Source organism: Njordella aestuarii, assembly GCF_056494165.1.
In genome coordinates, this window is the sequence record NZ_CM151397.1 from 4,053,823 (window position 1) to 4,079,284 (window position 25,462).

At 50.7% G+C, this 25,462-nt stretch carries 22 protein-coding genes; 8 read left to right on the forward strand and 14 right to left on the reverse strand.

Features of this window, described 5'->3' with window-relative positions; genetic code table 11:
* Positions 1–646 precede the first annotated feature (646 nt).
* From SH451x_RS15960 to mscL, 8 genes are all read right to left on the reverse strand, one after another.
* A complete protein-coding gene (locus SH451x_RS15960) occupies positions 647–2,074 on the reverse strand; it encodes an MFS transporter (protein ID WP_479357985.1) in 1,428 nt (475 codons plus the stop codon).
* A 39-nt stretch (positions 2,075–2,113) separates the two neighbouring features.
* Complete coding sequence (gene hrpA / locus SH451x_RS15965) at positions 2,114–6,277, reverse strand: ATP-dependent RNA helicase HrpA (RefSeq protein WP_479357986.1); 4,164 nt, start codon at positions 6,275–6,277, stop codon at positions 2,114–2,116.
* 3 nt (positions 6,278–6,280) lie between these two features.
* Complete coding sequence (locus SH451x_RS15970) at positions 6,281–7,558, reverse strand: beta-ketoacyl-[acyl-carrier-protein] synthase family protein (RefSeq protein ID WP_479357987.1); 1,278 nt, start codon at positions 7,556–7,558, stop codon at positions 6,281–6,283.
* A 301-nt stretch (positions 7,559–7,859) separates the two neighbouring features.
* Positions 7,860–8,408: a MaoC family dehydratase gene (locus SH451x_RS15975; RefSeq protein ID WP_479357988.1), complete on the reverse strand. Its 549-nt coding sequence runs from the start codon at positions 8,406–8,408 to the stop codon at positions 7,860–7,862.
* 548 nt (positions 8,409–8,956) lie between these two features.
* The gene (locus tag SH451x_RS15980; RefSeq protein ID WP_479357989.1) at positions 8,957–9,685 is read right to left on the reverse strand and encodes a hypothetical protein; all 729 of its coding nucleotides are present in this window, start codon (positions 9,683–9,685) and stop codon (positions 8,957–8,959) included.
* An 87-nt stretch (positions 9,686–9,772) separates the two neighbouring features.
* The gene (gene greA, locus SH451x_RS15985) at positions 9,773–10,252 is read right to left on the reverse strand and encodes a transcription elongation factor GreA (RefSeq protein ID WP_479357990.1); all 480 of its coding nucleotides are present in this window, start codon (positions 10,250–10,252) and stop codon (positions 9,773–9,775) included.
* Between the two features lie 216 nt (positions 10,253–10,468).
* Positions 10,469–11,167: a zinc ribbon domain-containing protein gene (locus SH451x_RS15990; RefSeq protein ID WP_479357991.1), complete on the reverse strand. Its 699-nt coding sequence runs from the start codon at positions 11,165–11,167 to the stop codon at positions 10,469–10,471.
* A 246-nt stretch (positions 11,168–11,413) separates the two neighbouring features.
* On the reverse strand, positions 11,414–11,848 hold the full coding sequence (gene mscL, locus SH451x_RS15995) for a large-conductance mechanosensitive channel protein MscL (protein ID WP_479357992.1): 435 nt from the start codon (positions 11,846–11,848) through the stop codon (positions 11,414–11,416).
* 247 nt (positions 11,849–12,095) lie between these two features.
* On the opposite strand from mscL, the gene SH451x_RS16000 reads away from it, so the two are divergent.
* The 3 genes from SH451x_RS16000 to accC are packed head-to-tail and all read left to right on the forward strand — an operon-like array spanning position 12,096 to position 15,128.
* Positions 12,096–13,202 carry a M24 family metallopeptidase gene (locus tag SH451x_RS16000; RefSeq protein ID WP_479357993.1) on the forward strand — a complete coding sequence of 369 codons (1,107 nt, stop codon included), beginning with the start codon at positions 12,096–12,098 and terminating at the stop codon, positions 13,200–13,202.
* Positions 13,203–13,229: 27 nt separating this feature from the next.
* On the forward strand, positions 13,230–13,724 hold the full coding sequence (accB, locus tag SH451x_RS16005; RefSeq protein ID WP_479357994.1) for an acetyl-CoA carboxylase biotin carboxyl carrier protein: 495 nt from the start codon (positions 13,230–13,232) through the stop codon (positions 13,722–13,724).
* Positions 13,725–13,766: 42 nt separating this feature from the next.
* Complete coding sequence (gene accC / locus SH451x_RS16010; RefSeq protein WP_479357995.1) at positions 13,767–15,128, forward strand: acetyl-CoA carboxylase biotin carboxylase subunit; 1,362 nt, start codon at positions 13,767–13,769, stop codon at positions 15,126–15,128.
* A 7-nt stretch (positions 15,129–15,135) separates the two neighbouring features.
* Here accC and SH451x_RS16015 read toward each other — a convergent pair whose 3' ends face one another.
* Positions 15,136–16,689, reverse strand: coding sequence for an AAA-type ATPase lid domain-containing protein (locus SH451x_RS16015; protein ID WP_479357996.1), 1,554 nt, complete (start codon positions 16,687–16,689; stop codon positions 15,136–15,138).
* 15 nt (positions 16,690–16,704) lie between these two features.
* Positions 16,705–18,462 (reverse strand): nickel pincer cofactor biosynthesis protein LarC, encoded by a 1,758-nt coding sequence (larC, locus tag SH451x_RS16020; protein WP_479357997.1) that lies wholly within the window; start codon positions 18,460–18,462, stop codon positions 16,705–16,707.
* A 166-nt stretch (positions 18,463–18,628) separates the two neighbouring features.
* Between larC and ykgO the strand changes: the two genes are divergently transcribed.
* Both ykgO and SH451x_RS16030 read left to right on the forward strand, forming a co-directional pair.
* Complete coding sequence (ykgO, locus tag SH451x_RS16025) at positions 18,629–18,781, forward strand: type B 50S ribosomal protein L36 (protein ID WP_479357998.1); 153 nt, start codon at positions 18,629–18,631, stop codon at positions 18,779–18,781.
* A gap of 323 nt (positions 18,782–19,104) precedes the next feature.
* Positions 19,105–19,653: a YceI family protein gene (locus SH451x_RS16030; protein ID WP_479357999.1), complete on the forward strand. Its 549-nt coding sequence runs from the start codon at positions 19,105–19,107 to the stop codon at positions 19,651–19,653.
* Between the two features lie 124 nt (positions 19,654–19,777).
* Here SH451x_RS16030 and SH451x_RS16035 read toward each other — a convergent pair whose 3' ends face one another.
* Positions 19,778–20,527 (reverse strand): hypothetical protein, encoded by a 750-nt coding sequence (locus SH451x_RS16035; RefSeq protein WP_479358000.1) that lies wholly within the window; start codon positions 20,525–20,527, stop codon positions 19,778–19,780.
* 164 nt (positions 20,528–20,691) lie between these two features.
* On the opposite strand from SH451x_RS16035, the gene SH451x_RS16040 reads away from it, so the two are divergent.
* Complete coding sequence (locus tag SH451x_RS16040) at positions 20,692–21,507, forward strand: glycoside hydrolase family 16 protein (RefSeq protein ID WP_479358001.1); 816 nt, start codon at positions 20,692–20,694, stop codon at positions 21,505–21,507.
* A gap of 100 nt (positions 21,508–21,607) precedes the next feature.
* Here the strand turns inward: SH451x_RS16040 and SH451x_RS16045 are convergent, their stop codons facing one another.
* The 3 genes from SH451x_RS16045 to ilvN all read right to left on the reverse strand — a co-directional run bounded on the left by SH451x_RS16045 (position 21,608) and on the right by ilvN (position 23,124).
* Positions 21,608–22,018, reverse strand: a complete 411-nt coding sequence (locus tag SH451x_RS16045; RefSeq protein WP_479358002.1) for a PIN domain-containing protein — start codon at positions 22,016–22,018, stop codon at positions 21,608–21,610.
* Positions 22,006–22,272 carry a hypothetical protein gene (locus SH451x_RS16050; RefSeq protein WP_479358003.1) on the reverse strand — a complete coding sequence of 89 codons (267 nt, stop codon included), beginning with the start codon at positions 22,270–22,272 and terminating at the stop codon, positions 22,006–22,008. The genes SH451x_RS16045 and SH451x_RS16050 overlap by 13 nt, the downstream gene beginning before the upstream one ends.
* Positions 22,273–22,590: 318 nt before the next feature.
* Complete coding sequence (gene ilvN, locus SH451x_RS16055; RefSeq protein WP_479358004.1) at positions 22,591–23,124, reverse strand: acetolactate synthase small subunit; 534 nt, start codon at positions 23,122–23,124, stop codon at positions 22,591–22,593.
* A 37-nt stretch (positions 23,125–23,161) separates the two neighbouring features.
* On the opposite strand from ilvN, the gene SH451x_RS16060 reads away from it, so the two are divergent.
* Positions 23,162–24,238 (forward strand): class I SAM-dependent rRNA methyltransferase, encoded by a 1,077-nt coding sequence (locus tag SH451x_RS16060; RefSeq protein ID WP_479358005.1) that lies wholly within the window; start codon positions 23,162–23,164, stop codon positions 24,236–24,238.
* 119 nt (positions 24,239–24,357) lie between these two features.
* A complete protein-coding gene (locus SH451x_RS16065; RefSeq protein WP_479358006.1) occupies positions 24,358–25,437 on the forward strand; it encodes an esterase in 1,080 nt (359 codons plus the stop codon).
* The last annotated feature ends 25 nt before the right edge of the window (positions 25,438–25,462 follow it).

A 25,462-nucleotide genomic window follows, 5' to 3' on the forward strand; every position in this document is an offset into this window, starting at 1 on the left:
CCTAGGAATTGTCTTGAAACAGTTTCCTATTTTAGCGGAACGGCGCAAGCCGTACGGTATCACAGAACCAGAGGGCTCGCGCCATGCCGCTACAATTGATTTGCGGAAGTTATTCCAGGACAGCCATTAGATCTTCAGAGTGCGAGACTGATGCAAACGGCTAAACGAATTGAACGAAGGCGGCAGCACCGTGGATTTCGACTGGAAGAGCTAGTCGATCTCGCCGCGTTAGTGTATCTAATATTCGGGGGTGTCGTCGCGTCGGGTCTTCTGCTGACCGCAACACTTGCCGGATTTCTATCGTCCATTTCCACTCTTGCTGGAGCCTTTGTATTTTGGTTACTTCTTCGGTGTATCGCAGAACATTTGCGGCTTCAGAAAAAAATAGCCGGCGTTGAGTACTCGGGTAAAATTGCCGGACCATATGAGACAACGTTCTGGTGTTGCTCGAACTGTGAGCAAGTCTTACATTCAGATACACTCTGCGAATCGTGCGGCTCACAGATTGTTGCGGATGACAAATGACGCGAAGAATGTTGCTTCGCTCGAACATGTGAACTATCGGTAGCTGCCCGAGACCAGACTTTATCCACCAATTGGGTAGGTTCTGGCAATCCAATCTTTCATTCGTCGAGTGCGCCGGTCGCTACTGCGTTTTGCCGGCGCTGTCTTCTGTAACCTCGGTATTGGTGACACTCGTGATAATCGCGCCGCGGATATCGATTGGGGCGGCGGGGGTGTTTCGAAAACCTCCGACTTCAACAAGCGGATCGGTCTTCCACTTTTTGAACTTGTGACCATGGATTGCTGACCACGCCCAACCCAAAAAGAAAAGTCGCCCGATTGCTGTCAAAATAAATACGGCGTAGTAACCTTCGATCGTACCACCCAACATCCTGATGCACCAGCCACCGAGAGCCGCTCCGACAAACCAGGCGATCGAATTTCCGAGGTTGTACAGAGTCAGCACTTGAGCGCGGCGGCGTAGCGGAATGTTCTCAAAAAAGATCAGCAAGATCGCTAGCTCGTAGCCAGCCCACACTGCGCCCGCGACGCATTGAATTCCAAAGATCCACCAAAATTCAGTTGAAACAACCCACATTGGCGCCAGTGGCACCATTGCTAAACCAGCGGTCCAGATCAGGTTTTGCGTTCCGAAGCGTTGAGCGAAGTGTCCCCAAAGATGCAATGAAAGAATCCGAGTTGCCAGCGCGGCTGCGACGATAGCAACAAAACTTACATAATCAAAATGCAATTGAACCAACATGTATGGACCAAAAAATGGACCAGACATCTGGATCGCGGCCGTTAATCCGATCAAACACAAGATCAGTCGACGCGCATCAAGGCTGAGCGATTGCCACGCTTTTTTCCACGATACAGCGTCGATGTGCGCCGTATCGATCTCGGGCGTAGTTCGATGCGATACCAGAAATGCAGCGCTGGATAGTCGCACAAGTAACGCCGCACCGAAAAGAAGAATGAACCCCTTGGAATCAGTTCGACCACCCGCATAATGCAGGATCGCACCACCTGCAAGAAACGATGCGAGCGTGGCAAACTGCGTATAACGCGTTCGCTTTGCAAAATAGCGAGGTCGAATCTTTGCAGGAACGATCTGCGATATCCAAGCGTTCCAGCCAGGCGAGGACGCCATGCCACCTGCCCAGTACAACGATGTGATCAAGTAAAAGAACCATGCCGAAATTTTTCCGACGATAGCCGCATAGATCAGCGGAACAAATGAAAGCGCTTGCAATGCTACACAAAGCAGAATCCAGTTTCGGTACGATCCATTTGAGCGCAGCATGCGAAACGCGAAGACTTGCGCGAGCCCTCCACACAGGATTGGCAAACTTGTAACCAGTCCTGCTGTCACTTGCCCTAGTCCAACGGCAATGGCGAAGGCGGCTAAGTAGTTCTCGCCGAATCCGATCATGGCGCCATAGAAACCAGCGTCCAGCGAAGAAGCGCGGAGGTTATGGTTTAATGTCGATACTGACTGTCCTCGGGCGCGTATCGATTGCGAAAGCTGGAATTCACGAGGTTCGACCTCCTGTCGTAGCAGATGCATGATTGCAAAGAACGGGAAAAGACTTTTTGATTCAGAAGACTATCTATTCGCCAGTCGATCGATGATTTTGTCAAGTCGTTTTGGTGAAACGCTGATGCTCGTCCCGAGCTGCTGAGCGAACAATGAGACACGAAGCTCCTCTAGCATCCACTGAAGGTCGCTCAATTCTCCGATAGGAACTCCGTCAATTTGTCGAAGCGATTCGTCTGGACCGGTCAAACTTTCAACGCTACTGAGTTCTTTGCTTAAAACCTCGATATATGGCTTCAAAACTTCGACAGCCTTTCGATCTGCAATCTGGCCGCCTGTGTTCCATTTCTTGATACGAATATCAACGGCGTTTATGAAGCGCGGATACTCACGCAGCCAGTTCCACGGATACTTCACTAGGAACTGGGGCCGAAAGAGCTGTGCGAGTTGAACATTACAATCGTCTCCCAGCTCAGCTGCCAAGCGGGTTGTCTCCATCGTGAGAGACAACTGTTGAACAGCATCGGACATTTTGGGAAGCCATCGTCCGACTTCCGCTGCGGCCACAGAAATTTTTTGAAATGCTCCAACTTTTCGCGCTTCAAAATCGCTTCGACTCGTCACCGGTGGCTTGCCGTCGATCAATGCCAGCTTAACCAGCAAAAGCGCAAGTCCTTCTTCCAATTGCGGCCCGGGAACTCGTCTTGCAAGCCGCATCGTTGCGTCACGAAGTCCTGGTAAATGGCGAACCTGACTTTTCAGCTCACGATTAAATGAAATTGCCAAGAGACGAAGCGTTGCAAAACTGAGCCGATACGCTGCGATCTCGGGATGGTCTACCACAATGGTACTAACATGCGTAGTGTGATCGATCAAAGTTGGAAAGCGAGTGACAACGGCACCTCGCTCCTGCGTCACAATTTGTTCCGGCAACGATTCAATATCGAAGTCTTTCATCTCAGCTCGATACCAAGGCTGGCTTTTAAGCCAGTTTTCGTCAACCGTTACCGCAGGTGCAGCATTTTGTTCAACTTGCAACTCCGATCGCAGCTTTTCGATATCGCGGCCAATCGTTTTTAGTTGTCCATTGTCGCCGAGAACTGCGATCTGCATGTTCAGATGTGCGGGAACTTTGGAAGTCTCAAAGTCGGAACGTCGAATTGTTTCGCCAGAGATTTTCGACAGCACCTTACACAGGCTTGGCCAAAACGGCTTGTTGGCAAGATAGTCAGCCGCGAGTTCTTGTGAAGCCAAGTCCGCAGTGTCAGGAGCCGGTGAAAGGTTCCTCCTTAATTTCTTCGGTAACGACTTGATCAGCGCCAAAACGCGATCGCGCAGGAGACCAGGGACGAGCCAACCGATTCGATCTTCCGAAATTTGGCCAACGGCGGTGTCGGGAACCACAGCGGTTATACCATCGGTTTCTGTACCAGGCGCAAAATGATACGAAACAGAAACCGTTGCTGAACCCACATCAACCCGATCTGGAAAGGACAGGATAATTTCATCGCGCTGAATGCCATTCAGCAACGTTTCCCACTTCAAATACGGAGACAAGTCAGAGGCGTCATCGGCTCGCAGCTCGCGATCCCAGGCTTCAAGCGAATTCCGATCGAGGATAGATTCGGGAATTCTTTGGTGATAGAACTGTTCAAGGAAAAAACGATCGACGACGAGTTCACGTTGCCGAGTACGATTTGCATACTCGGCGACTTCTTCTAACAATTGCTTGTTATGTTTCAAAAACTTGGCGCGAGTTTGAAGCTGCTCACTAACGATCCCTTCATCAATTAGTAGGTCTCTCGCCAGTTTTGCGTCAATCGGCGCAAGCGCAACTCGATCACGTGGCGCCACGGGCAGGCCGAACAACGAAGCCTTCCGATGGATCATAGCTCGGCCAGTTTTCGCACTGAAATGAGGCGACTCGTAGGAGTACTTGATCAAATGACTTGCGAGGGGCGGAATCCATGCGTCATCTATAGCGGCAACGTTTCGAGCGAATCGCGTAGTTGTCTCGACCAGTTCAGCAGCAACGACCCATCGTGGTACCGTTCTGCGAACTCCGGATCCAGGCCAGATTTGCACTTCCATCCTAGCCGAAGCATGGTATTTCCCATCTTCCCGAGCCATCGCGATCCCTGACAACAAACCGCTCAAGAGCGACTTGTGTACGGCTGCGTAATCTTCGTTCTGCAATAACTCCTTGACCTGCTCTTTATTGGAAACTGCGACAGGGTCATCTGTTGATTCTTTGTCTTGCTTCGCCTTTCCGACTGCCGCGTTTGCAACAGGGAACCAACGACGTGGTCCAATTTTCATCTTCTGCATTTCAGTAAGATGCTGAAGCTGTCGGTGTACATCAAGCCATTCTCGGAACCGAGCAGGTGACAGGAAGAGCTTCTGAAGATAACGATCAAATTTTGAACGGCTGAGGTTAGCCCTTTCGCGGTGGTAGAAATCCCACAACAAAAGCATGGAACCAAAATCGCTGGCTGCATGCAGGAATTGCTGCTGAGCTTGATCGGCAGCCATTTGATGTTCCGCAGGTCGCATTCGCGGGTCAAGAATCTCTAGTCCCGCTGCGATAATCAAACAGTCAGCCAAGCAACGATTCTCATCTGCAGAAAGCAAGATCTTTGCGATCCGTGGATCCACCGGCCATTTCCCTAGCTGTCGTCCGATATGCGTTAAGTTTTCTTCTTCATCGATCGCGTTCAACTCGTGAAGCGTTGCGCGTGCATCGCGAATGGATTCGGGCATTGGCGGCTCAAGCCACGACAAAGACTCAAGATCTTTGATGCCCGCCAGCTTGACCTGCAGCATGACACTCGCCAGATTCGCACGACGAATTTCTGGTGTTGTAAAGGCCGAGCGGCCAGCGAAATCTTCTTCGCTGTAAAGCCGTATGCAAATTCCATCCGCTACACGGCCGCATCGTCCGGCACGCTGATTTGCAGACGCTTGAGACACCGATTCAATGGGAAGCCGCTGTACCTTGCTGCGCGGCGCATAACGCGATATTCGTGCTGAGCCAAAATCGACAACGTTCCGAACCGATGGTACAGTGAGAGAGGATTCCGCAACATTGGTCGCCAGAATGATGCGTTGCTTCGATCCGGGATTAAAAATTCGCTGCTGATCACTCTCGGTCATCCGTGCGTATAACGTCAACAGCTCGATTCGGTCTAATCGGCCCTGATCAGTAAAGTGGCCTCTTAACGTTTTTTCAGCCAGACGAATGTCACGCTCTGTTGGCAAGAACACGAGTACATCGCCATCGGACTCTTGCTTTAGTTCGTCAATCGCATCTTGGAAAGCATTCGGATTTTCTGCGAAAGGTCGATAACGAATTTCAACTGGATAGCTGCGGCCACTAACGTAGAAAATTGGTGCCGGTGTTTCGTCCTGTCCAAAGTATTCAGCGAATTTCTCAGCATCAATCGTCGCACTGGTGATGACGATTCGCAGGTCTTTCCGTCGCTGCAAAATGCGTTTGATGTAAGTTAGTGTCAAATCAATGTTGATCGAACGCTCGTGCGCTTCGTCAATGATCAAGCAATCGTAGGTATCCAGTAAGTGATTATGGCGAACCTCGGTCAACAGTATCCCGTCCGTCATCAGTTTGACGATCGTCGAACCGTCAACGCGATCGGTAAAACGAATCTTATAGCCGACGGTCTTGCCCAAGTCTGATTCGAGTTCTGCGGCGAGACGGCTAGCAATTGCTCGAGCTGCGATGCGGCGTGGTTGAGTATGACCAATCCAACCTTGGCGTCCCAATCCGGCCTCCCAGCAGAATTTGGGCAACTGAGTACTTTTTCCGGAACCGGTTTCGCCGCAGACGATCGTAACAGGATTGTCGCGAATCGATGCCACAATTGCTTCGCGATGCGAATTGATCGGAAGTGATTCGTCGTAGTTGAGCTTAAGTTGCAGTTCTTCCCGACGACGATATTCAGCTGCCGATTTCGACACTTCGAACAGCCAATCGCTCAACGGCTTATTTGTCACTTCTGCGCGATCTAAGTCTGCATGCAATTCATTTTTGGATATGAGCGACTTTAGTTCTGTTTCTTCGATTCCAAGGCGAACTAAACGCATCCATAACGAGAAGCGATCAGCACGAATTACATTCTGAAGCAGTGGGAATGTTTCGCTCGAGAATCCATAAAGCTCGCCCGCTCTTGAACGTCGGCGACTGCTCTGGCGTGAATTGCGTGGTCGATTGGACACGAGTTAGTTGTCCAGAAGTTTGATAACTACAGCAGCAGTCTGGCCATGCGGCGTTTGTGAATACTTCGCGATGTATGGACGCTGCATCTTACGTCCTGGTTCGGTCAAAATCGGATTCTCGATCATCGGATCCGACGTTCGATGATTGATCGTCCACGGCGACTGACCGTTATCCTGTGCTGCGAGGATCGATGCTATTAACTCACACATTCCCATGGAAGCCCCCATATAACCAGTAGCTCCTTGAATCGCTACCATTGGAATGCTGGCGTCAATGTTGGCAATCCCTTGAGCATGGGTTGCATCCAACGCAATCGAACCACACCCCGAAGTGTTAATGTAATCAAGTTCCTTTGTACTGATGCCAGCACGCTCCAACGCTAGCGACACAGTATTGCTAATTGCTTGCGAAGAGCCCGAGCGAAATTTTTGTGGACGCGCGAAACCGCTCGCAACCGAAGCTATCCTGCCGAGAACCTTAACATTGCGTTTGGCCGCATGTTCGGCATCTTCCAAGACAATGCACCCAGAGCCTTCCCCGAGCGCCATACCGAGCCGATCGGCATCAAATGGCCGCACCGAAGCTTCTGGCCCATCGACTGGAGTATGAATGTAATGCTCGCGTGGATGCTGCAGCATTCGCGTCGGATTTACACGGGAACCGGTCGCACCGACGACAACAACATCGGCATCGCCTCGCTGGATCTGCATGAACGCTTCGTGGATAGCCATCAGCGACGAAGTTTCATCTGTGGTAATCGTATTGTTAGGCCCGCGTGAATCTAGCGCAATTCCAATATGACAGGCAGCCATGTTCGGTAAGGACATCAGCATCCAAAGTGGATAAATGCTTGACATAAACTGAGGAGCCCACTTAGAAGTATCAACTCCGTCCTCCGTCTTACAATTATTGACGGTAGATTCCACTTCGTGGATTTGGCTGAACAGCATCTCACTACCGAAACAAACAGCAAGTCGCTCGGGAGCAATGGCTCCAGGTACAATGCCAGCCTGTTCGCACGCCATCATGGCCGAGCCAAATGACATCTTGATCTCTTCGCAGCAGAGCTTGATGCTCTTCCGCGGTTGCACGTACTTTTTAGCGTCAAAATTAGTGACGCGCGCCGTGCACCATGAAAAATCTTGAGTACCATCTGACACCGTTTGGCACTCAACACCGCTCTTTCCAAGCCGCAACGAGTTCCAGAATTCGGCGTTGCTCAGCCCCACGGGTGTCACAACTCCACATCCAGTCATGACCACTTCACGTGATTGTTGCATAATTCCGATGTGCAGTTTGAGCGTAACGAGGGAGGATGAGGAGAGCAGGAAGCCGAGTGGATACAGACGTCGACCACAGTTATATATCAAGTTCCTTCAAATTCGGTCGCCAGAGCAACCGATCAGCGAAGATGTGCTGACCAATTTAAAGGTTTTTAGAGATAGGTCAAACCGTAGATCAACCTTCTAGCACGCGTTTATTACTACATCGCGACTGAAAGGCCACCGGCAAAGCCGCGTTGCTAGTTCAATTATCGCGGCTTTTGGCAATACGTCATATCCACTCGCAGGAACAGTGACCTTAACGACTGGACATTTGAGTGGTTGCGTTTTGAAACGCCGGCGCTTTTGGCAGAGAATCGACGGCAGCATCGATACGAACTCGTTGGTCGCTCTTCTTGGCGAAGTTCCGCATTTCTACCAGCGTGACCAAAACACCATGCTGAACCAGTTCACCATGCTGATTAAACAATTTCCGATTCCAGTGCACTTCACCATGCCGGCGTCCATGGACCGCCAAATCAATGACTTCGGTATGGACCGTCAATTCATCGCCTACAAGAATCGGCTTAACAAACTTCCAAGATTTTACGTCCAGCAGTGCAGCAGTTCGAACCTTAGGGCGTTCCGAACTAAGTCCGGCCAAAATTGACAGGCCAAGCAATCCGTGCGCAATCACTTGACGGAACGGCGTCTGGGCAGCAAATTCAGGATCAACGTGGATTGGCGTGTGATCGCCGGTCAAGTTAGCGAAACCGAAAATGTCACGTTGAGTGATCGTCCTCGAGTCGCTTATCCAGGTCTGACCTAGACTTAAATCTTCAAAGGCCAATGAGTCCTTATCGACCATATGACTTAAGCCTCCTTACGAAGCTTGAGGTATCAAATGCACTGAGGCAGGAAGAGTGAACCGCTTTTTCCCAGCCGTGTACGAGCAGCTTACCGAATGCTGCGCAAACAACGAGCACAAATGTACCGCGTATGAAAGGTTTCTTGCAAGCGTGCTACCAACATCCTTGTCTATAGTTTTTCTGTTTCTCTATGAAAATGGCAATTTGTAGCATTGAGCGAAAACATTCCGAATATTTGCGTATTCAGCAAACGCAAGTCTCGCAAGCGATTCAATAACTTTTCGAATAATCTGTAGAACGGCAGTCCATTCTAGCGGCTGACGAACACCGGTTAAAACGCGGGTACGCGTGGCATTGCGACGTACCGTTGGGCCTTAATTCGCATCTGAACTCCGGCGCCCGGCCGAGGGGATGACAGAGCGTCAGAGATTTCCACATTCTACGAGTCGTAACTCACTGCACTCCAGTCGAGATGTGGACGTAGCGTCGTGACTGGAATTCATGGTGCTCCCTGCCATCGACAATTGCTCGACCAAGCAACTGGTGCCTAACGTGCAATGGGCAGCTTCTTATCCTCGTTCATTGCGTCATCAATCATCGATTCAAACACCTGAGCGACAGTTTGTTCCGCGGGTTGGACTTTCGGTACGCCTCGCTGGTCCATCATCTCTTCGCTTCTGCGCATGAAACTTACGACATCACCGTGGGTTATCTCTTCCCTAAGAATCAAAAGCCCCGACTTACCTTCTCGAAGCGTCAGTTGTTGCAAAAGGAACCCAAGATCATCGATCGTAATCTTGAACTGAGAGCAAGCGTATAACAACCGGTTGCTAATTTTTTTCAACTCATCACGTTCGCTATAAGTGAACTCGTCATTGGTTTCAGCAAACTCGACCGTTTGGTAGATCGCTCCCCACTGCAGAATCGCGTTCTGGCTCAATCGTGTGTGGAGCCTCGCAAGTTGGCGGTCGGTGACCTCACCACCCTCAATCTCAAATGCAAGGTCATTTAAGCGATCGACAATGGCGGACTTATCGTTAGCGGGCAGTTGCGATCGCTCTACCAAGGGTATCAATTGCTGTTGGATGGCTGCCGAAGCCCGCTCGCCTTGTTTGCCCATCAATAGATAGGCGGCAACTGTCACAATCACAGCGATCAGAACGCCGCCCATTAAGAACAACACTCCGCAAGCTGGCCCCAGGGAAACGTTCTCGACTGGTGGGTTGGCTGTGCCAGGCGTATCAACGTCAGTAGTTGCGGGCGGCGCTTTGGCCATAGTTATTCGATCCAACAGGCGTGACCGTAACGGTCAATCTAAACTCGGGAGCACGACACATAACACACGGAAGGCTAAGTGCAATATTTACTCGGCAAACTCGATAGACAGTACCTCGTACCGCAACTTGCCGCGAGGGACTTCGATTTCCACTTTATCGCCGACCTTCTTCCCCATAAGCGCAGCGCCGATTGGTGACGTCGTTAGAATCTTGCCCACGTCGTAGTCTTCATCCCCGAGCCCAACCATGGTGTATTCCTCTTCGTCCTGGTAATCGAGATCCTTCACTTTAACGCGAGCGCCAAAGACCACTTCATTCTTTGGTAGGCTGCTCACATCTACGATATGTGCATTGGCAAGCTTGGCTCGAATCGCATTAATCTTGGCCTGGAGCATCCCCTGGTTCTCCCGCTGCGCGTGATATTCGGCATTTTCCTTTAGATCCCCTTCCGCGCGCGCTTCCGCAATCTTTTCGGCAATCAGCGGCATTTCGATGCTTTCCATGCGATCGACATCGGCTTTCATCCGATTGTAAGCCTCACGGGTCATTGGGACATAATCAGCCATGATCAATCTCTCTGCTAAAAGAAAAATGCGATTCTCCGCGGGTTTTTGCCGCGAAAATCGCACTTCTTAATCTTGCTAAATAAGCGAAAAGTTACAGTAACAACCCGTCGATTTTGAAGGAAAACGCCTACGCTGTCAACGGTTGAAGCCCTCGGTTCACTAACTATCCCCCGCTTCCAATGGACTCAGGTTAACCCTGTTCATCGAGGCGGCGAACTATGAGGAAAAAACTAGTCGCCCACAGCTGGTGCACAAGATCGCTTTCCGCATATGCATTTCGTCCAGCAGTTTCGGCGAGAGTTTCGTATAGCAACCTCCGCATGAGGCTTCTTCAAGCTCTGCGATCGCGTCCTCAGCCATGCTAATGGTGAGCCGATTGTACGCCGACCGGAGGTCCCCCTGCAGGTCCTTCTCCGCTTCGGTCAGCTCTGCCATTACAAGCTTAAGGTCATTTTCCAAACGCACCTTCGCGTCTGCAATCCGCGACTCCACCTGATTTGTGTCATCTGTTGCCCGCTGCTCGCGGTCGATGAACCCTTGAGTAAGTTCGACAAGTCGATCGATTTCTTCGAGGATCTCGAGGATTTCGTCGGCAAGAACGCTGTTCGCTTGCTTGTCAGCAGCAATCTGTTCCTTAAGAGTTTGGTACTCGCGATTATTCTTGGACATGTTCATCTTCACTTCCAAGTCGTACAGTTTCGCTTCGCGTTCCCGCATCTGTAACTGCTTGCGATCTGCATCCATCTTTTTGGATTTAATCAGCTCGCGATGCTCCAAAAGGGCCTTGGAGGCACCCTCGAGCTGCGCCCGAGCCGCTGCAATTTGTTTGGGCCCTCGCGTCAGTTGCGACTCAATTTCCGCTTTTTGATTCCAAATGCGGTATAACCGCCCAACAATTTCCGAAGTGCCGCTCATTAGTCCTCACGAATTCGTGAATCGCATGCCTGTTTATTCCAACCAACTTTCAAGTCCGGGAACTTATTCCAAATAGTGTCGGAACGCCTCTGAATTAAGTAACAGCGGCATTGTAGTCGATTTAGCCGACCCAAGAATTAGCCAATTCGAAATTGGCCATAAAGAAAACGCTAGAGCCAACTCCGTCCGAAGTCGACTCTAGCGTGTAACCTGATTTCAAAGTCCGCCTGCGATGCACTAGCTGGACTATTCAGCACGACGGGGAGCACTGCGCTGCAAAGCGTCGCGGATTTCTCGCAGCAAAGCAATGTCTTCTGGTGGTGGGGAGGCTTCGGCGGCCTCCGGTTGCTTTTCAAAGCGGGCACGCATCGAATTGATCAGCTTGACCATCAAGAATACGGCAAACGCGACAATGAGGAAATCGATGGTCGCTTGGATAAATGCACCGTAACCGATTTCGGCTGGCTTAATACCTTCAGCAAGACCTTCAGGAAGCGTGAGCTGGTACTTCAAATCTGCAACGCTCTTCCCTTGCGTTAAAAACCCGGTCAGGGGCATGATGATCTTTTCGACTAACGCAGAAACGATTTTGCCGAACGCCCCTCCAATTACCACACCGACCGCGAGGTCGACGACGTTGCCACGCATGGCAAACTCTTTAAACTCTTTCATCATGCCCATAATCAATTCTCCAGCGATTCACAGTTGACGGTTTACCGAACGTGGTCGTAGTTGTATTGGATAATGGATAGTATGCAATTGTCCATCAGTACCTTGTTTAGCCATATATTGAAAATTAAGCGGCTTTAGCACCTTAAATAAAGAACGTTCGATATCCTTTACGCAGTTATCAAGCCAGTCATAAGATCGACTTGTGATTAATGCATCGCCATTTACAAAAATTCGAATCCCCCCTCATCAAGCCACTGTGAAAAAATACGACTACGCTGCAAGACGTGAACGCCTTTTGGATTCCATGTACGAATTTGAATGTTCGGCCATGTTGATCAGTGACGAATCGAACGTTCGCTATTTGACAGGATTCACCGGCGGCGATTCGTATTTGTATGTCGACAACATCGGGAAAATCGTTTTGCTGAGCGACGGTCGATACTCGGAACAGATAGAATCCGAGTGCCCTGAAATTGAGTTATATCTCCGCCCCATCCCAATGACATCGGCTGTTGCAGCTGGAAAATTCTTAAACAAGCAGCACTATGCGACCATCGGAATTGAAAGCCATTCGATGTCGCATGCAACATTTCAAACTATCAACGAACAGCTTCGCGCAAAAACTATTTGGCCATCGACGGGATTAGTCGAGATGTTGCGCGAGAAAAAAGACTCTTTGGAGATCGAGGCGATCGAACGAGCGATCCGGGTCGCTGAGCAAGCCTTTATTGCGATCCGCGCGGGCCTTCGTCCAGCCATGACGGAAAAGAACGTGGCCGACGACCTAGAGTACACGATGCGTAAGCTTGGGGCGACTTGCTCCAGCTTTCCCGCCATCATCGGCGCCGGCCCTCGAGCAGCACTTCCGCATGGTATCCCCAGCGAAAAAGTGATTGGCGAGGAAGCATTCTTGCTGATTGACTGGGGCGCCAAAGTGGACGGTTACGTGAGCGACTTGACCCGTGTTTTGGTCAGAGATAGGATACCGGCCAAATTTTCCAAGGTTTATCAAACGGTACTGAACGCGCAAAAGGCTGCCATCAAGGCGATCAAACCTGGTGTCGAAATGCAGGAGATTGATCGAGTTGCTCGTCAGGTTATCGAAAAAGCTGGCTTCGGAAAACGGTTTAATCACTCGCTAGGTCATGGTTTTGGCCTGCAGGTGCACGAATCGGTGCGTTTAGCAAAGAATCAGACTCGGCGACTCGAACCGGGTATGGTCGTCACTGTCGAACCGGGTATTTATATCCCTGGTTGGGGTGGCGTCCGGATTGAAGATGACTGTTTAGTCACAAAAGATGGTTGCCGGGTACTTTCCAACTTGCCAAACAGCTTGGAAGATATCCAGATTGCTCGACTTTGAAACTTAAATCTCTAAGGTATACGGTAGATGGCGGACTCGCAGTCAGAAGAAAGTGTATTTTCGGTCGAACGGATTCGGTCGTTGATCGAACTGATGAAAGAACATGATTTATCGGAGATCGATCTTCGACAAGACGAGCAGCAAATAAGACTTGCGCGCGCAGGTTTTCAGCAAACTATTGCAGCGGCACCTGTCTATGCCCCGACTGCCGCTCCCTCGGTTGCGGCGCCAAGCACCGCTGCTCCGGCTTCCTCAAGTGGCGAAGAAAGTGGTCCGCACATCGTTACTATTAAGGCGCCAATGGTTGGGACATATTATTCGCGTCCCAATCCAAACGCTAAGAACTTTATCGAAGTCGGAGCTCAAATCCAACCCGATACAGTCGTCTGCATCATTGAAGCGATGAAAGTCTTCAATGAAATTCCAGCTGAAATACGCGGGAAAATCATCTCGGTCATGGTCCAAAATGAAGAATCGGTTGACTTCGGTAAGCCACTCTTCAAAGTCGACACACGTGGCTAGCCTCTCCTGTACCGTTTTGCTCAGCATTTTAGATTGCGTCGCATGTACCAACGTATCCTGATCGCCAACCGCGGTGAAATTGCACTTCGAATAATTCGAGCATGCAAAGAACTGGGGATTAAAAGTGTTGCCGTTTACAGCGACGCCGACAAGGACAACCAATACCTCCAGTTGGCGGATGAAGCAATTTGCATCGGCACCGCCAAAAGTGCGGACAGCTATCTCCGCATCGATCGGATTATTTCGGCAGCAGAGATCGGAAACGCCGATGCCATCCATCCTGGTTACGGGTTCCTTGCGGAAAACTCCCACTTCAACGAAGTATGCCGCTCGTGCAACATCGATTTCATCGGGCCAACACCTGAGGCGATGGAAAAGCTGGGCGACAAGAATACTGCGAGATCGATGGCAATTGCAGCCAAGGTGCCCGTCGTGCCAGGAAGCGATGGTCTACTCGAAAACGAACAGGCCGCCGTCGAAGCTGCTTCGAAGATCGGCTATCCAGTATTGATCAAGGCCACGGCCGGCGGGGGTGGCAAAGGCATGCGCGTTGCCACAGACGAAACTTCCTTACGCGTCGGCCTACAGCAAGCCCAAACGGAAGCGAAAGCTGCCTTCGGAAACGCCGGTGTCTACCTAGAAAAATTCATCGATCGTCCACGACATATCGAAGTCCAAATTATCGCCGACAAACATGGAAACGTCGTGCACTTAGGAGAACGCGATTGTTCAGTCCAACGACGCCACCAGAAGCTTATCGAAGAAAGCCCATCATCGACGCTAAGCGACAAAACTCGCAAGGAAATTTGCGACGCAGCGGTGCGTATGATCAAGAATGCAGACTACTACAACGCCGCTACGGTCGAGTTTATCGTTGACCAAAACGATAACTTCTATTTCATCGAAGTAAACGCTCGCATCCAAGTCGAACACCCCGTCTCGGAACAAGTTAGCGGAATTGATCTGATCAAGACGCAGATTCTAGTCGCGTCCGGCGAACCACTTCCGTTTAAACAGAAGGATATCAAGTTCAGCGGTGCCTCGATTGAATGCCGTATCAACGCGGAAGATCCGAATCGCAACTTCCAACCTTGCCCAGGTCATATCCAGACAATGTATGTCCCGGGTGGCATGGGCGTTCGTTTTGACTCACATGCGCACGCTGGTTATACGGTACCGCCGTTTTACGACTCGATGATCGGCAAACTGATCGTGCATCGCAGCACTCGAGAAGAAGCCATCGCGACAATGCAACGTGCGCTTGCCGAATTGCGAATTACCGGCATTCGAACAACAGCCGACTTCCATCGCGAGATTTTAGCACAACCTGAATTCGCCAACGGAACGGTCGATACAAAATGGGTCGAACGCGATTACCTGCCTCGCCGACCGAAGATCACGTAGTCTACAGCTATTCGTCATCAGGAATTTCGCGAAAGACGGGAACCTCGTCGGAACTCTCAAACGCTTCTATTTCATCTGATTCTACAAGTTCGTCTTCCGGTTTAAACACGCTGGAGTCGACTGTGGATGTCGACTTCTTTTGACTGACCGGAGCGTTATTGGTCGCTGGCGCTTCTATCTTCAACTGATCCAGTCTTCGCAAAAGCCTCGCCCTCGAAATCCCCAACTGCCGAGCAGCCGCAGCGCGATTTCGCGGAAATGCGTCGAGCGCTCGTTTCAAAAGCGTCACCTCCACGCTCAATAAGGTTGCATCCAAATCGATGGGCTCGACTAATTTTGTTTCCACGGTGGTCGATGAAAAAGTGCGCACCGACAAGGGCAAGTCCTCTGGCTGGACGCTCGAATTGGTACAGTTCCGCACCGCATGCTCCACGGTCGCCGCCAGTTCGGCCACATCTGATGGCCAAGCATAAGCTCGCAGCATTTTCATCGCCGCTTCGGAAAAACCGTGAATGTGCGTTACACCCAGAGCCTGAGTTCGCTCGCTTAGTTGCTCGCGGAGCAGCCCGAACAAATCGGCCGGCCGTTTATTTAACGGCATAATCTTGATCTGTATGACGCTTAGCTTGTCAACGATGTTATTCCACGCTGTATTGTCACAATGGACTTCACGAAGAACTTCGGCTTCAGTAGTAACAACCGTATTGGATGCAGCATACCTTTCAAAGAATTGCTCCAGTACCGAAAGACAGTCTAACGGCAAGCGTTCAAGCTGATGAAAGACAATGAAGGGAGCAGACCTACGTTCGCCAGAGCTTGCCGCTGTCGAGCGCCCGGTCGCAAGCTCCAAGTATTCCGTCAACAATGCGTGGTCGACAAGAGCGGCATTGATAACCGTCGGGAATTCATCAGTTTTGAAACGTCGCAGTCGATGATGGAGTATTGCTTCACCTAACTCTTTTAGCTCGCCACCTTGAGGCCCCGAGATGCAAATCGAAACCTTCGACTCGATTGCCAACTGCACTTGCTGCATGGCAAGTTGCGATGACGGTTCGGGTCCGAATATGGAAGCGAGGCTTTTCAGTGAATACTCATTTGTTTGTCTGGAACGAATGTACTGGCGCGCCTTGAGATCTTCAATCCAAGTCTGGTTAGGTACGAACTGTACGATCGATGGCTCTTCTTCATAAACACCAATAAATAGCCTGAGACCGGACCATCTTTCGTCAAAGAGTGATGCCGTAAAGAAGCCTACGATTGCTTTTTCTTGATCGCTCGCCACTCGATCGGAGTACGGTATAAACGAGGAACTCTCAGAAGAAGAACATGTACCTTTGGCCCATGCATGGAGGCCAGCGTGAAACGGAGCCCCACCCGCTGCAACGTCTGCGTTCAGATCGTAACCAACAACAGCCTCTGAGTCGACTTCAAGTAATCGTGCCGCACTTGGATTAAGAAAACGAACGATGTTTGAATCATCAACAGCAATGCAAGGGCGATTAGACCCACGAAAGGCGGTTAGAAATTGTCGACCAGTTAAAGGCTTGATTGGTTCCTTCACGACACGTCTACTCGATTATTCATTTGGATGTTCCGGGTCTCGTTGCTCTTCAGAACCGTCCAAAAAGAAAGGTGGGCGAACTTTATGCGGCGAGTGATATGAATGTGATCGCGGTATCTGCCACTGGGAAGCGGTGTTTTCCTGATCTTGATCGAACAATTCATGATCAACAATTGCTCCGGAGCCATCGTCACTTGCAAAACTGCGAAGTTCTGCCGGCTGAAACTCATCCCACGTAGCTTCGACATCGTGGGTGGGTCCAACATACTGATCTCCGGCAATTCCGCAACTGCTGTTATTGTTCTCAGATCTAGTCGCTAAGGGATCGCCCCCATCATTGGAATCGGACGATATTCGCCGTATCACTCCTGCACCCAATAGATCCACGTGAGGCCCTCCGGTCGAACCACCATCGTCAACCCTCAAGTCAGATCTCACGTCTTCACCAGCGATATCATTCGCTACCTCCGCAGGCTTGTGTGGATGGGCATGCGAATGGCTGTGCGAGTGACTATGGCTATGGTCATGCGAGTGGTCATGCGAGTGGTCATGCGAGTGGTCATGAACCAAAGAGGTTGAACTCACTGCCGCGCTGGATGGGGAATCCTCGAAGAACGCTTTCTTGGCAGCTTCCACTACGAAACTCAAACGAACACCTTGCCGTTCCGCTAGTGATTTACAATCGTCATACTCCGGTGAAAAGTCGATGGCACCGTTGGGCAGTTGCGAGACCTTGCCGCGTACGCTACCAAAAATTGTTTCCACGCGAGTAAAGGTACGTGGCGCGACGGAACGAGGCTGTTCGCGATATCGAAGGCCCAGCGTTCCGGTCTGTTCGAAAAGAATTCTTTCCATCCGTGCTCGGTCTTGGGGCTGTGCGAGGACGGTGAGTAAAACGCCCGGTCGCCCTTTTTTCATTTGTACCGGAGTCGTAAAAACGTCCAAGGCACCCTCTTTCCATAAACGCTCAGTTGCAAATCCAATTTGCTCGCCAGAGATGTCATCTAGATTCGTTTCGATTACCGCTACGTTGTTATCGTCGCGGCGTCGAATACGAAGTGCTTCGCCGATAATTATTCGCAACAGATTGGGGCGTTGCTCTAGATCGCGAGTTCCCGCTCCGTAGCCGATGCGTTCAATTTGCATCGACGGCAACGGACCAAATCCGGTGACTAGTTCCGCGATAATCGCCGCCCCAGTCGGAGTCGTTAGCTCTGCAGCGATATTGGTCGGGGCAATCGGAACGCCTTTCAAGATTTCCGCTGTGGCTGGGGCCGGCACTCGCACGAGCCCGTGAGCGATCATGATCTGACCTTCGCCGACAGGCACCGCTGAAGCGTAGGCAGTTTCGGCACCAATTTGCTCCCAGGCGATCGCGACTCCGACGATGTCCGCTATTGAATCGATGGCACCCACCTCGTGAAAATGAACTTCATCTAGCGTGCTTCCGTGTACTTTTGCTTCAGCGACTGCGATTCTGCGAAAAATAGCGAGTGCCAGTTGTTTCGCCGCCGCACTAAATCTGCCTTTTTCGATCATCGCCGAAATGTCGGACAAATGACGATGGGCATGTTCGGGCGGATGCTCGACAGTTAGTTTGTTGGCGCGGAAACCATTTTTCTGGACATCCGCGCAACGTAGCTTTAATTCGGGCAGGCCCATGGACGCGATGGCCGCCTGGATGGCGGAAACGTCTGCACCAGCGTCAATTAAGGCGCCAAGAATCATGTCGCCACTGGCACCGCTGAAACAGTCAAAATAGGCAATACGCATCCGAGAAACAGCCTCTAATCTGGCATTGTGAAAGTTTGTCCCATTGCTATGATACTCAGCCCTCGCCATTTTCCGAACAGTTGGCCGTAAGGGAGGATTGTTCACCGTTTGAATTTTTCGAGATATGCCGGTTGTGCAGTCGCCAGCAGGTATCAGGAGTTGAGAAATGAAGGTCGTATCGTCAATTGGGTCGCTTAAGTTCCGTCACCCGGACTGTCAGGTTGTCCGTCGTCGCGGTCGAATCTACGTGATTTGCAAGAGCAATCCTCGTTACAAGGTCCGCCAAGGCGGTGCAAAGCACAAGCGTACCAAACGCTAATTCTATCAGGCGATAGCTGTGGCTGGCTGCATGATAGCCAGCCTTATCGTTCAAATAATCTGTCGGCATCGGCGTGCGCTCTATTCGACGGCCGGCTGCTGCAATTCTGATGACAGCCGCCCTCTCGCGACCGTAGCAGTCAATTCCGGGATTGTGAGCCGTATTACGATCGAGCAATTTCTGGCAATCTGCCCGGAATCTTTATCTGAAATAGCGTTGCGGGTTCACGTGCGCTGATTTACAACCGTAAGAATGTCAGGCGGAGGTTTGTCGGAACTCTCCGAACTTCGCTGGTTTCTATCATTACAGATGAGGTCGATTGTATGTTTCGATTTTCAATGGCTTCCCTCGCAGTAGCCTGCTTCGTCAGCAGTTTTGCATTTGCAGCGGAAGAAAAAGTTGAGCTTAACAAAGAAGAGTCGAAGATTGAATTCGTCGGCAAGAAAAGCGATGGCCAACACACGGGCGGCTTCAAAGAGTTTACTGCGGACGCAAAAGTCAATCATGATGAGCCAACCAAGGGTTCAATAAAGATCGAGATCAAAACTGATTCGCTGTTCTCCGACGACCCTAGGTTAACCGCGCATTTAAAGAACCCTGACTTCTTTGATGTCAAGAAGTATCCGACGATCACTTTTCAAAGCAAGTCGATTGAAATGGATGGCGAGGACAAAGCGAAACTTACGGGCATTCTGACCATGCTCGGCAAAGAAGAAGAAGTCGTAGTTCCTGTCACCGTTACCGGAGATGAAGAAGAGTTCAAGCTCATCGCCAAATTCGAAATCGACCGCACAAAGTGGGGCATGGAATATGGTGAAGGCAAGGTAAACAACGAAGTCGGCATTACTGCGACTTTGGTCTTTGACCGTTAATCATTCCGTGAGTGTCGAACCGAGTAACACTCGACAGCACTTAGCAGTTCCCTAACATGAAAAAGCGAACGAGCGACGATAGGTCACTTGTTCGCTTTTTTGTTTTGCATAAAGTCTTTAAGACTTAATTTCGGGCGGTTTTGGCTGGGGATTTTGCCCAAAACCGAGACGCGTCGACTTCTTCAAACTGGGCAAGCATGTTCCCAACGCTTTGGATTCTAGTTTCGTCGTCTTGGCTAAGTCGCCAAATCGGTGACGCGATCGAATAGACGGTTTGCTGCTTTGCTGTACGGGTAATTTTCTTGGGAAAGGCATTCCGTTCTGCAATCGTATTGTTCAGCTCCATTCGCAAATAGGGCGGAAGATTTGGCGGGTAGACTGCGTTTAGGCGCGCTGACCAATTTGTGAAAGCCGCGTATTGTTGAGCGATATCTACTTCGGGCGGTGTAACGACTGTGCTGATATAAGTGAAATCCTGATTGCCAACAGTTGCCATCACGCCTTCCGCGGTTTCATCCCACTTCCGGACGCTGACTTCAGTCATTCCGGCAGGGGCTTGAGAGGCGGCGTCATCGATCTCTCGCTTTAGCTTGGCAAATTCAACTTGAGTACGCACCTTTCGCTTTTGATCAAGCAGAATCACGCGCTGGCGTTGCGGATCGATAATCGTCACAACACCGGTTGCTTCCGAGCCAAAATCATAACAAACGCCTTCCTTGAAAAGAGTAAGTGACTGACTGACGGGTTCTTTCTTTAAATCGAAATACACATCTGTGTCGACTCGAAAATTGCTGTGTTTAGTGTCTTGGGCAACCGCAGCTGGCACGAACATCGTGCAAAACGAAAAGGCGGTGAGTACAAAAGAGCGAACCATCCGTTTCAACCAACCTACATTGCGAGGACGATGCAAACTAAACTGGAAGCGGCGGGGACGTTCCCCGCTTTCCGACACGTGCATGGGTTTGATTTACGTACTTGTTGACATAACATTCCACACCCTCTGACCGCAATGCGAACCGCCGAACCGAACTGAAAACTATGCGATTATTATTTGCTGCTATTCTTCTTTCTGTGTGCAATACATCCCTTTGGGCACAAAGTTCCGGCGAGACGAGTAAGAATTCCAAAGGGCAACTGGTTTGGAGCGATGAATTCGATGGTGATTCGCTCGATTACTCGAAATGGGAAATCGAAGTTAACGCGTTCGGGGGTGGCAATAATGAATTGCAAATGTACACCGACCGTAAGGACAATGTCCGCGTTGAGAATGGTCGACTCATTATCGAGGCACGTCGCGACAACCCAGGAATTCAAGGGACCACGCGAGAATTCTCATCCGGCCGTGTTCGAACCAAACGACGTGGCGATTGGAAGTATGGCCGCTTTGAGATTTCTGCAAAACTTCCGAAGAGTCGCGGAATGTGGTCGGCGATTTGGATGCTTCCAAGCGATGATATCTATGGTGGTTGGGCTCGCAGCGGTGAAATTGATATCCTAGAACACAAAGGGCAAGAGCCCGAAGTTGCGTGGGGGACGCTGCACTACGGTTCAGCTTGGCCAGACAACCGGCATACCGGCGAAACGTACAAGCTTCCTAAGGGAGACTTCGCCGATGGCTTCCACGTTTTTGCGATGGACTGGCAAGAAGGCGCGATTAAGTGGTTTGTGGATGACGTACTTTATCAAACGCAGACGAAGTGGGATTCCGACGCAGCTCCCTTTCCCGCTCCGTTCGATCAGCCGTTTCATCTGGTGATCAATCTCGCCGTCGGCGGAGGTTTCATCGGAAACCCTGACGAAACCACGACCTATCCACAGCAGCTGGAGATCGACTTCGTACGTGTTTATCAATAAATGATAAGCATAGATCGCCAGTTGAATCGGACGATCTCGCATCGGGCCTGAAATTCGCCGACGCCAGCGAGACCGGACTTAGCAAAGACGCTTTAGAAGCTTACTGAATCGTGGTAATCGGTATTACTTCCAAACCAGGAACTCGCGAAAACTCTCGTGCGTTCGTTGTCATGACCGCATATCCAGAGCTTAGAGCTGTTGCAGCAATCCAAGTGTCTTGGTATCCGATCGGTGTACCATTCTGCGCGAGGTCTGTCGATAACGCCGCATGATGGCGAGCCACCGAAAGGGTGATCGTAAGAACGGGGAAATGTGTCAGTAACGCCTCAACAAATCGACTTCTCGTATCTCGTCGAGTTGATGAATCGGCACGGTGAACGCCAGCGAGCAGCTCCGACGCAGTAACCGCAGAAATAAAAGCCTGGCGGTCCAACTGCAACAAACTTTGATCAATAGATTCGCCCCTTCGCTCCCATCGAATGAAAACGCCTGTATCTACTATGACTCCCATGGATCTCCATCCAGTCCAAATCCGGCACGACCTTTTTCAACGTCAGCGGCGAAAGAAGGTGCGTCATCACCGAGGGAAGGGAGCGATGCCATTAGGGCCGGCAAATCTTTGATCGCAAATGGTTTATTTCTGGGAACAACCTCGGCGATGGGCGTTGATCCTTCCGAAATCTCGACCGTTACTCGATCGCGTGCAACATGGCGAATCAAATTAACCCAATTGATCTTTGGATTTGAAATTTCATGTTTTTCCATTTTTGCAGTCCTAGTTGGCAGGCACTCTCTATTTTACCTCACGCGACGGCAAACGACATCCATCAGATAAACATATTGAAGTAAACCTAACGAGCGACACAGCGCTCATTTTGGGTGGTCGTCGACTGACGAAATAATCTTGTCTACCTCGCCTGACTTTGCCGCCAACGGCCGCGTTCTGTAGCTAAGACCGAGCTGCATACTGCATTGTCATCGCGTTGTGGGAATTGCTTTTATCGTGTACGGGCATTGCACTGCGGGCAACGATTGAACGAATCAGAGCTCGCCATTACAATCGCGATTCTGAAGAGATACGCGTTATGCGTCGACTTCCGCAAGTGCACCGTCAGCAAAAGTACCTAATGCGGCGTCCCTGCTCCCGCGGATCATGGCAATTCGCCCCGTGCGGACCAGTTCGATGATTCCAAACGAACGCATCCGCTCGATGAAAGCTTCGATCTTCGATTCACGTCCGGAGATTTCGATCATGATTTCCGAAGCGCTCACGTCGACGATGCGGCCGCGGAAGATTTCAACAAGCTCCCTCAACTCGGTTCGCGTGGTGCCACTGGAACATGCAACCTTGATCAGCATGAGATCTCGTTCGACGTAGTCGTGAGCGCTGACATCATGAACTTCCACGACCGTGACGATTTTTTCAAGCTGTTTGCGGACCTGTTCTAGGACTCTGTCGTCGCCGACGACCACAAAGGTCATTCGCGAAAGTTGCGGGTCTTCGGTTTCACCGACTGCGAGAGAGTCAATGTTGTAGCCTCGAGAAGCCAACATGCCCGAAATATGTGCCAAAACGCCGGGAACGTTTTGCACTACCGCTGACAGCACATGCCGCATCGTTTTTTCCACTTAAACTGAGAGATTTAGGGGAGCTTTGACGCCAATTCCGGCAACTTCCCTGGAAACTGAAATAACTGAACGCGATGATAGCCCTGCAATTCGCCTTGCTCAAGGGCTTCCTGCCTGCAACAACATCCGGTTTGCCAATTCGTACGACTTTTTACGATCGCAGATGACTTTGCCCGAGACGATATTGCCGCTGCAGCCCTCCGGCTACGAACTTGTAGACTTTGGGAACGGACGCAAGCTAGAACGGTTTGGTTCGGTCTGCACCGACCGTCCCAGCCCCGCCGCCGACAGAAAGCGGGCTCAGCTGTCTGCCGCCCAGTGGCGAGAAATGGTCGACTTTACGTTTCACAATGGCTGGTCGCCGAAGTCAGAGCAGGGACGTCACCAGATCGCTTCCAGCTGGAAAACCTCCCTCGGAACAGATTCAAAACTCCTGGCCGAGACAAAACTAACGCCAGCGGGTCATCTCGGAATCTTTCCAGAACATTTTAAGAGTTTTGAAAACTTACTGAGTGGGTTAGAAGTTCGCTTTAAAGCAGCGCACGACGGTTCTGCACAAATTCGCCCAGTCCCGAAAGCCCTCAATCTGTTTGCATATACGGGCATCGGTTCGCTGCAGTGCGCAAAAGCCGGCTGCCAAGTTACACACGTTGATGCATCAAAACCATCGGTACAGTGGGCAAAACAAAACGCATTATTGAACACGAGCGACAGTAATTCAGACGCGTTGCCGATACGTTTCATCATCGACGATGTGGCTGCTTTTACGGCCCGCGAACAGCGGCGGGACAACAAGTATGACATTATTTGTTTGGACCCGCCGTCTTACGGTCATGGTCCGCAGGGCTCCGCGTGGCGAATCGAGCGAGACTTACCTCTGCTCGTCGACAACCTGATTGACCTTCTATCTCCAGAACCATGTGCATTCATGCTGTCGGGGCACAGCGATCTGGATCTGATCTACAGATCTTGCCGAGATGTCTTTCGAAAGCTCGATCGCGTTTTCTCGCCCCATCAACGGTCTGACGTCCAGCTACAAAGCCAATCTGGAGCTCACTTAAATACCGGGTATTGTCTAAGATGGACTTCGACCGCTCCGTAAAACCTGGGTCGCTTCGGTAGCGTCACAGTCGAAACCAGTCTCCCTAGTAGATTCCATCGGTCGAATGTGACATGATTGTGTGTTCCTTCCTTCCAACACAATCCCTGTGAGTTTCTACCATGTTGAGAGCCATCCCTTTCGCGGCATTCATCTGTCTTGTCACGACCACTTGTTATGCTCAGCGACGAGCCCCCGTCGTTTCTCCTCAGATTTCCGACAATGGCAGTGTGACCTTCCAAATCGATGCTCCTGAGGCTAATAAGGTTGAAGTAGCAGGGCAATGGCCGGATGGACGACAGGAGATGTCAAAGAATGAAAATGGCGTCTGGGAAGTTACGGTGGAAAAAATTCCAGCCGGCGTGTGGGAGTACAGTGTACGCGTTGACGGTCTGGCTATGATTGACCCGGCTAATTCCGAGGTTAAGCCGATGCGTTCGCCACGCACGAGTATTTTGAATATTTCCAGCGATCCGCCGCAACTGTATGACTTCCAGGACGTAGCGCACGGTACCGTGCACCAACACGAATACAGTTCTAAAGTCGCGGGAACGAGGCGTCGAATCCATGTTTACACGCCACCTGGATATGAATCCAACAACGACGTCAGGTACCCTACGGTTTATCTTCAACATGGTAGCGGTGACAACGATGCGACTTGGATTGATCACGGCAAAGCACACTGGATCGCCGACAATCTTATTGCGACCGGAAAAGCAAAACCAATGATCATCGTTATGATGAATGGCCATATCGCTCCGCCTGCGGATAGAGGAGCAAATACCGAAATGTTTGGACGTGACCTTTTGGAAGAAGTGATGCCGCTGGTCGAGAAGACTTATCGAATTGATGCCGACCCTACAAAGCGAGCTCTTGTCGGCTTGAGCATGGGCGGCGGACAATCGCTAACGATCGGACTGAACAACACAGATATATTCGCATGGGTTGGCGGCTTCAGTTCCGCCGTTCCAGGTCAAGATAGCGTTGCCAAAGCGATGGACCATGCAGACACAACGAACGAGAACTTGAAGTTGTTATGGGTTGCCTGTGGTAAGGACGATTTTTTAATTGAACGAAACAAGACATTCATTGATGACCTAAAATCCAAAGAGATTCGCCACGAATGGTTCCAGACTGACGGAGACCACAGTTGGCCGGTTTGGCGAACTTACCTAGGCGATTTCCTGCCAAGACTTTTTTGAACCTTGGACGCCTCATGAAGGCGAT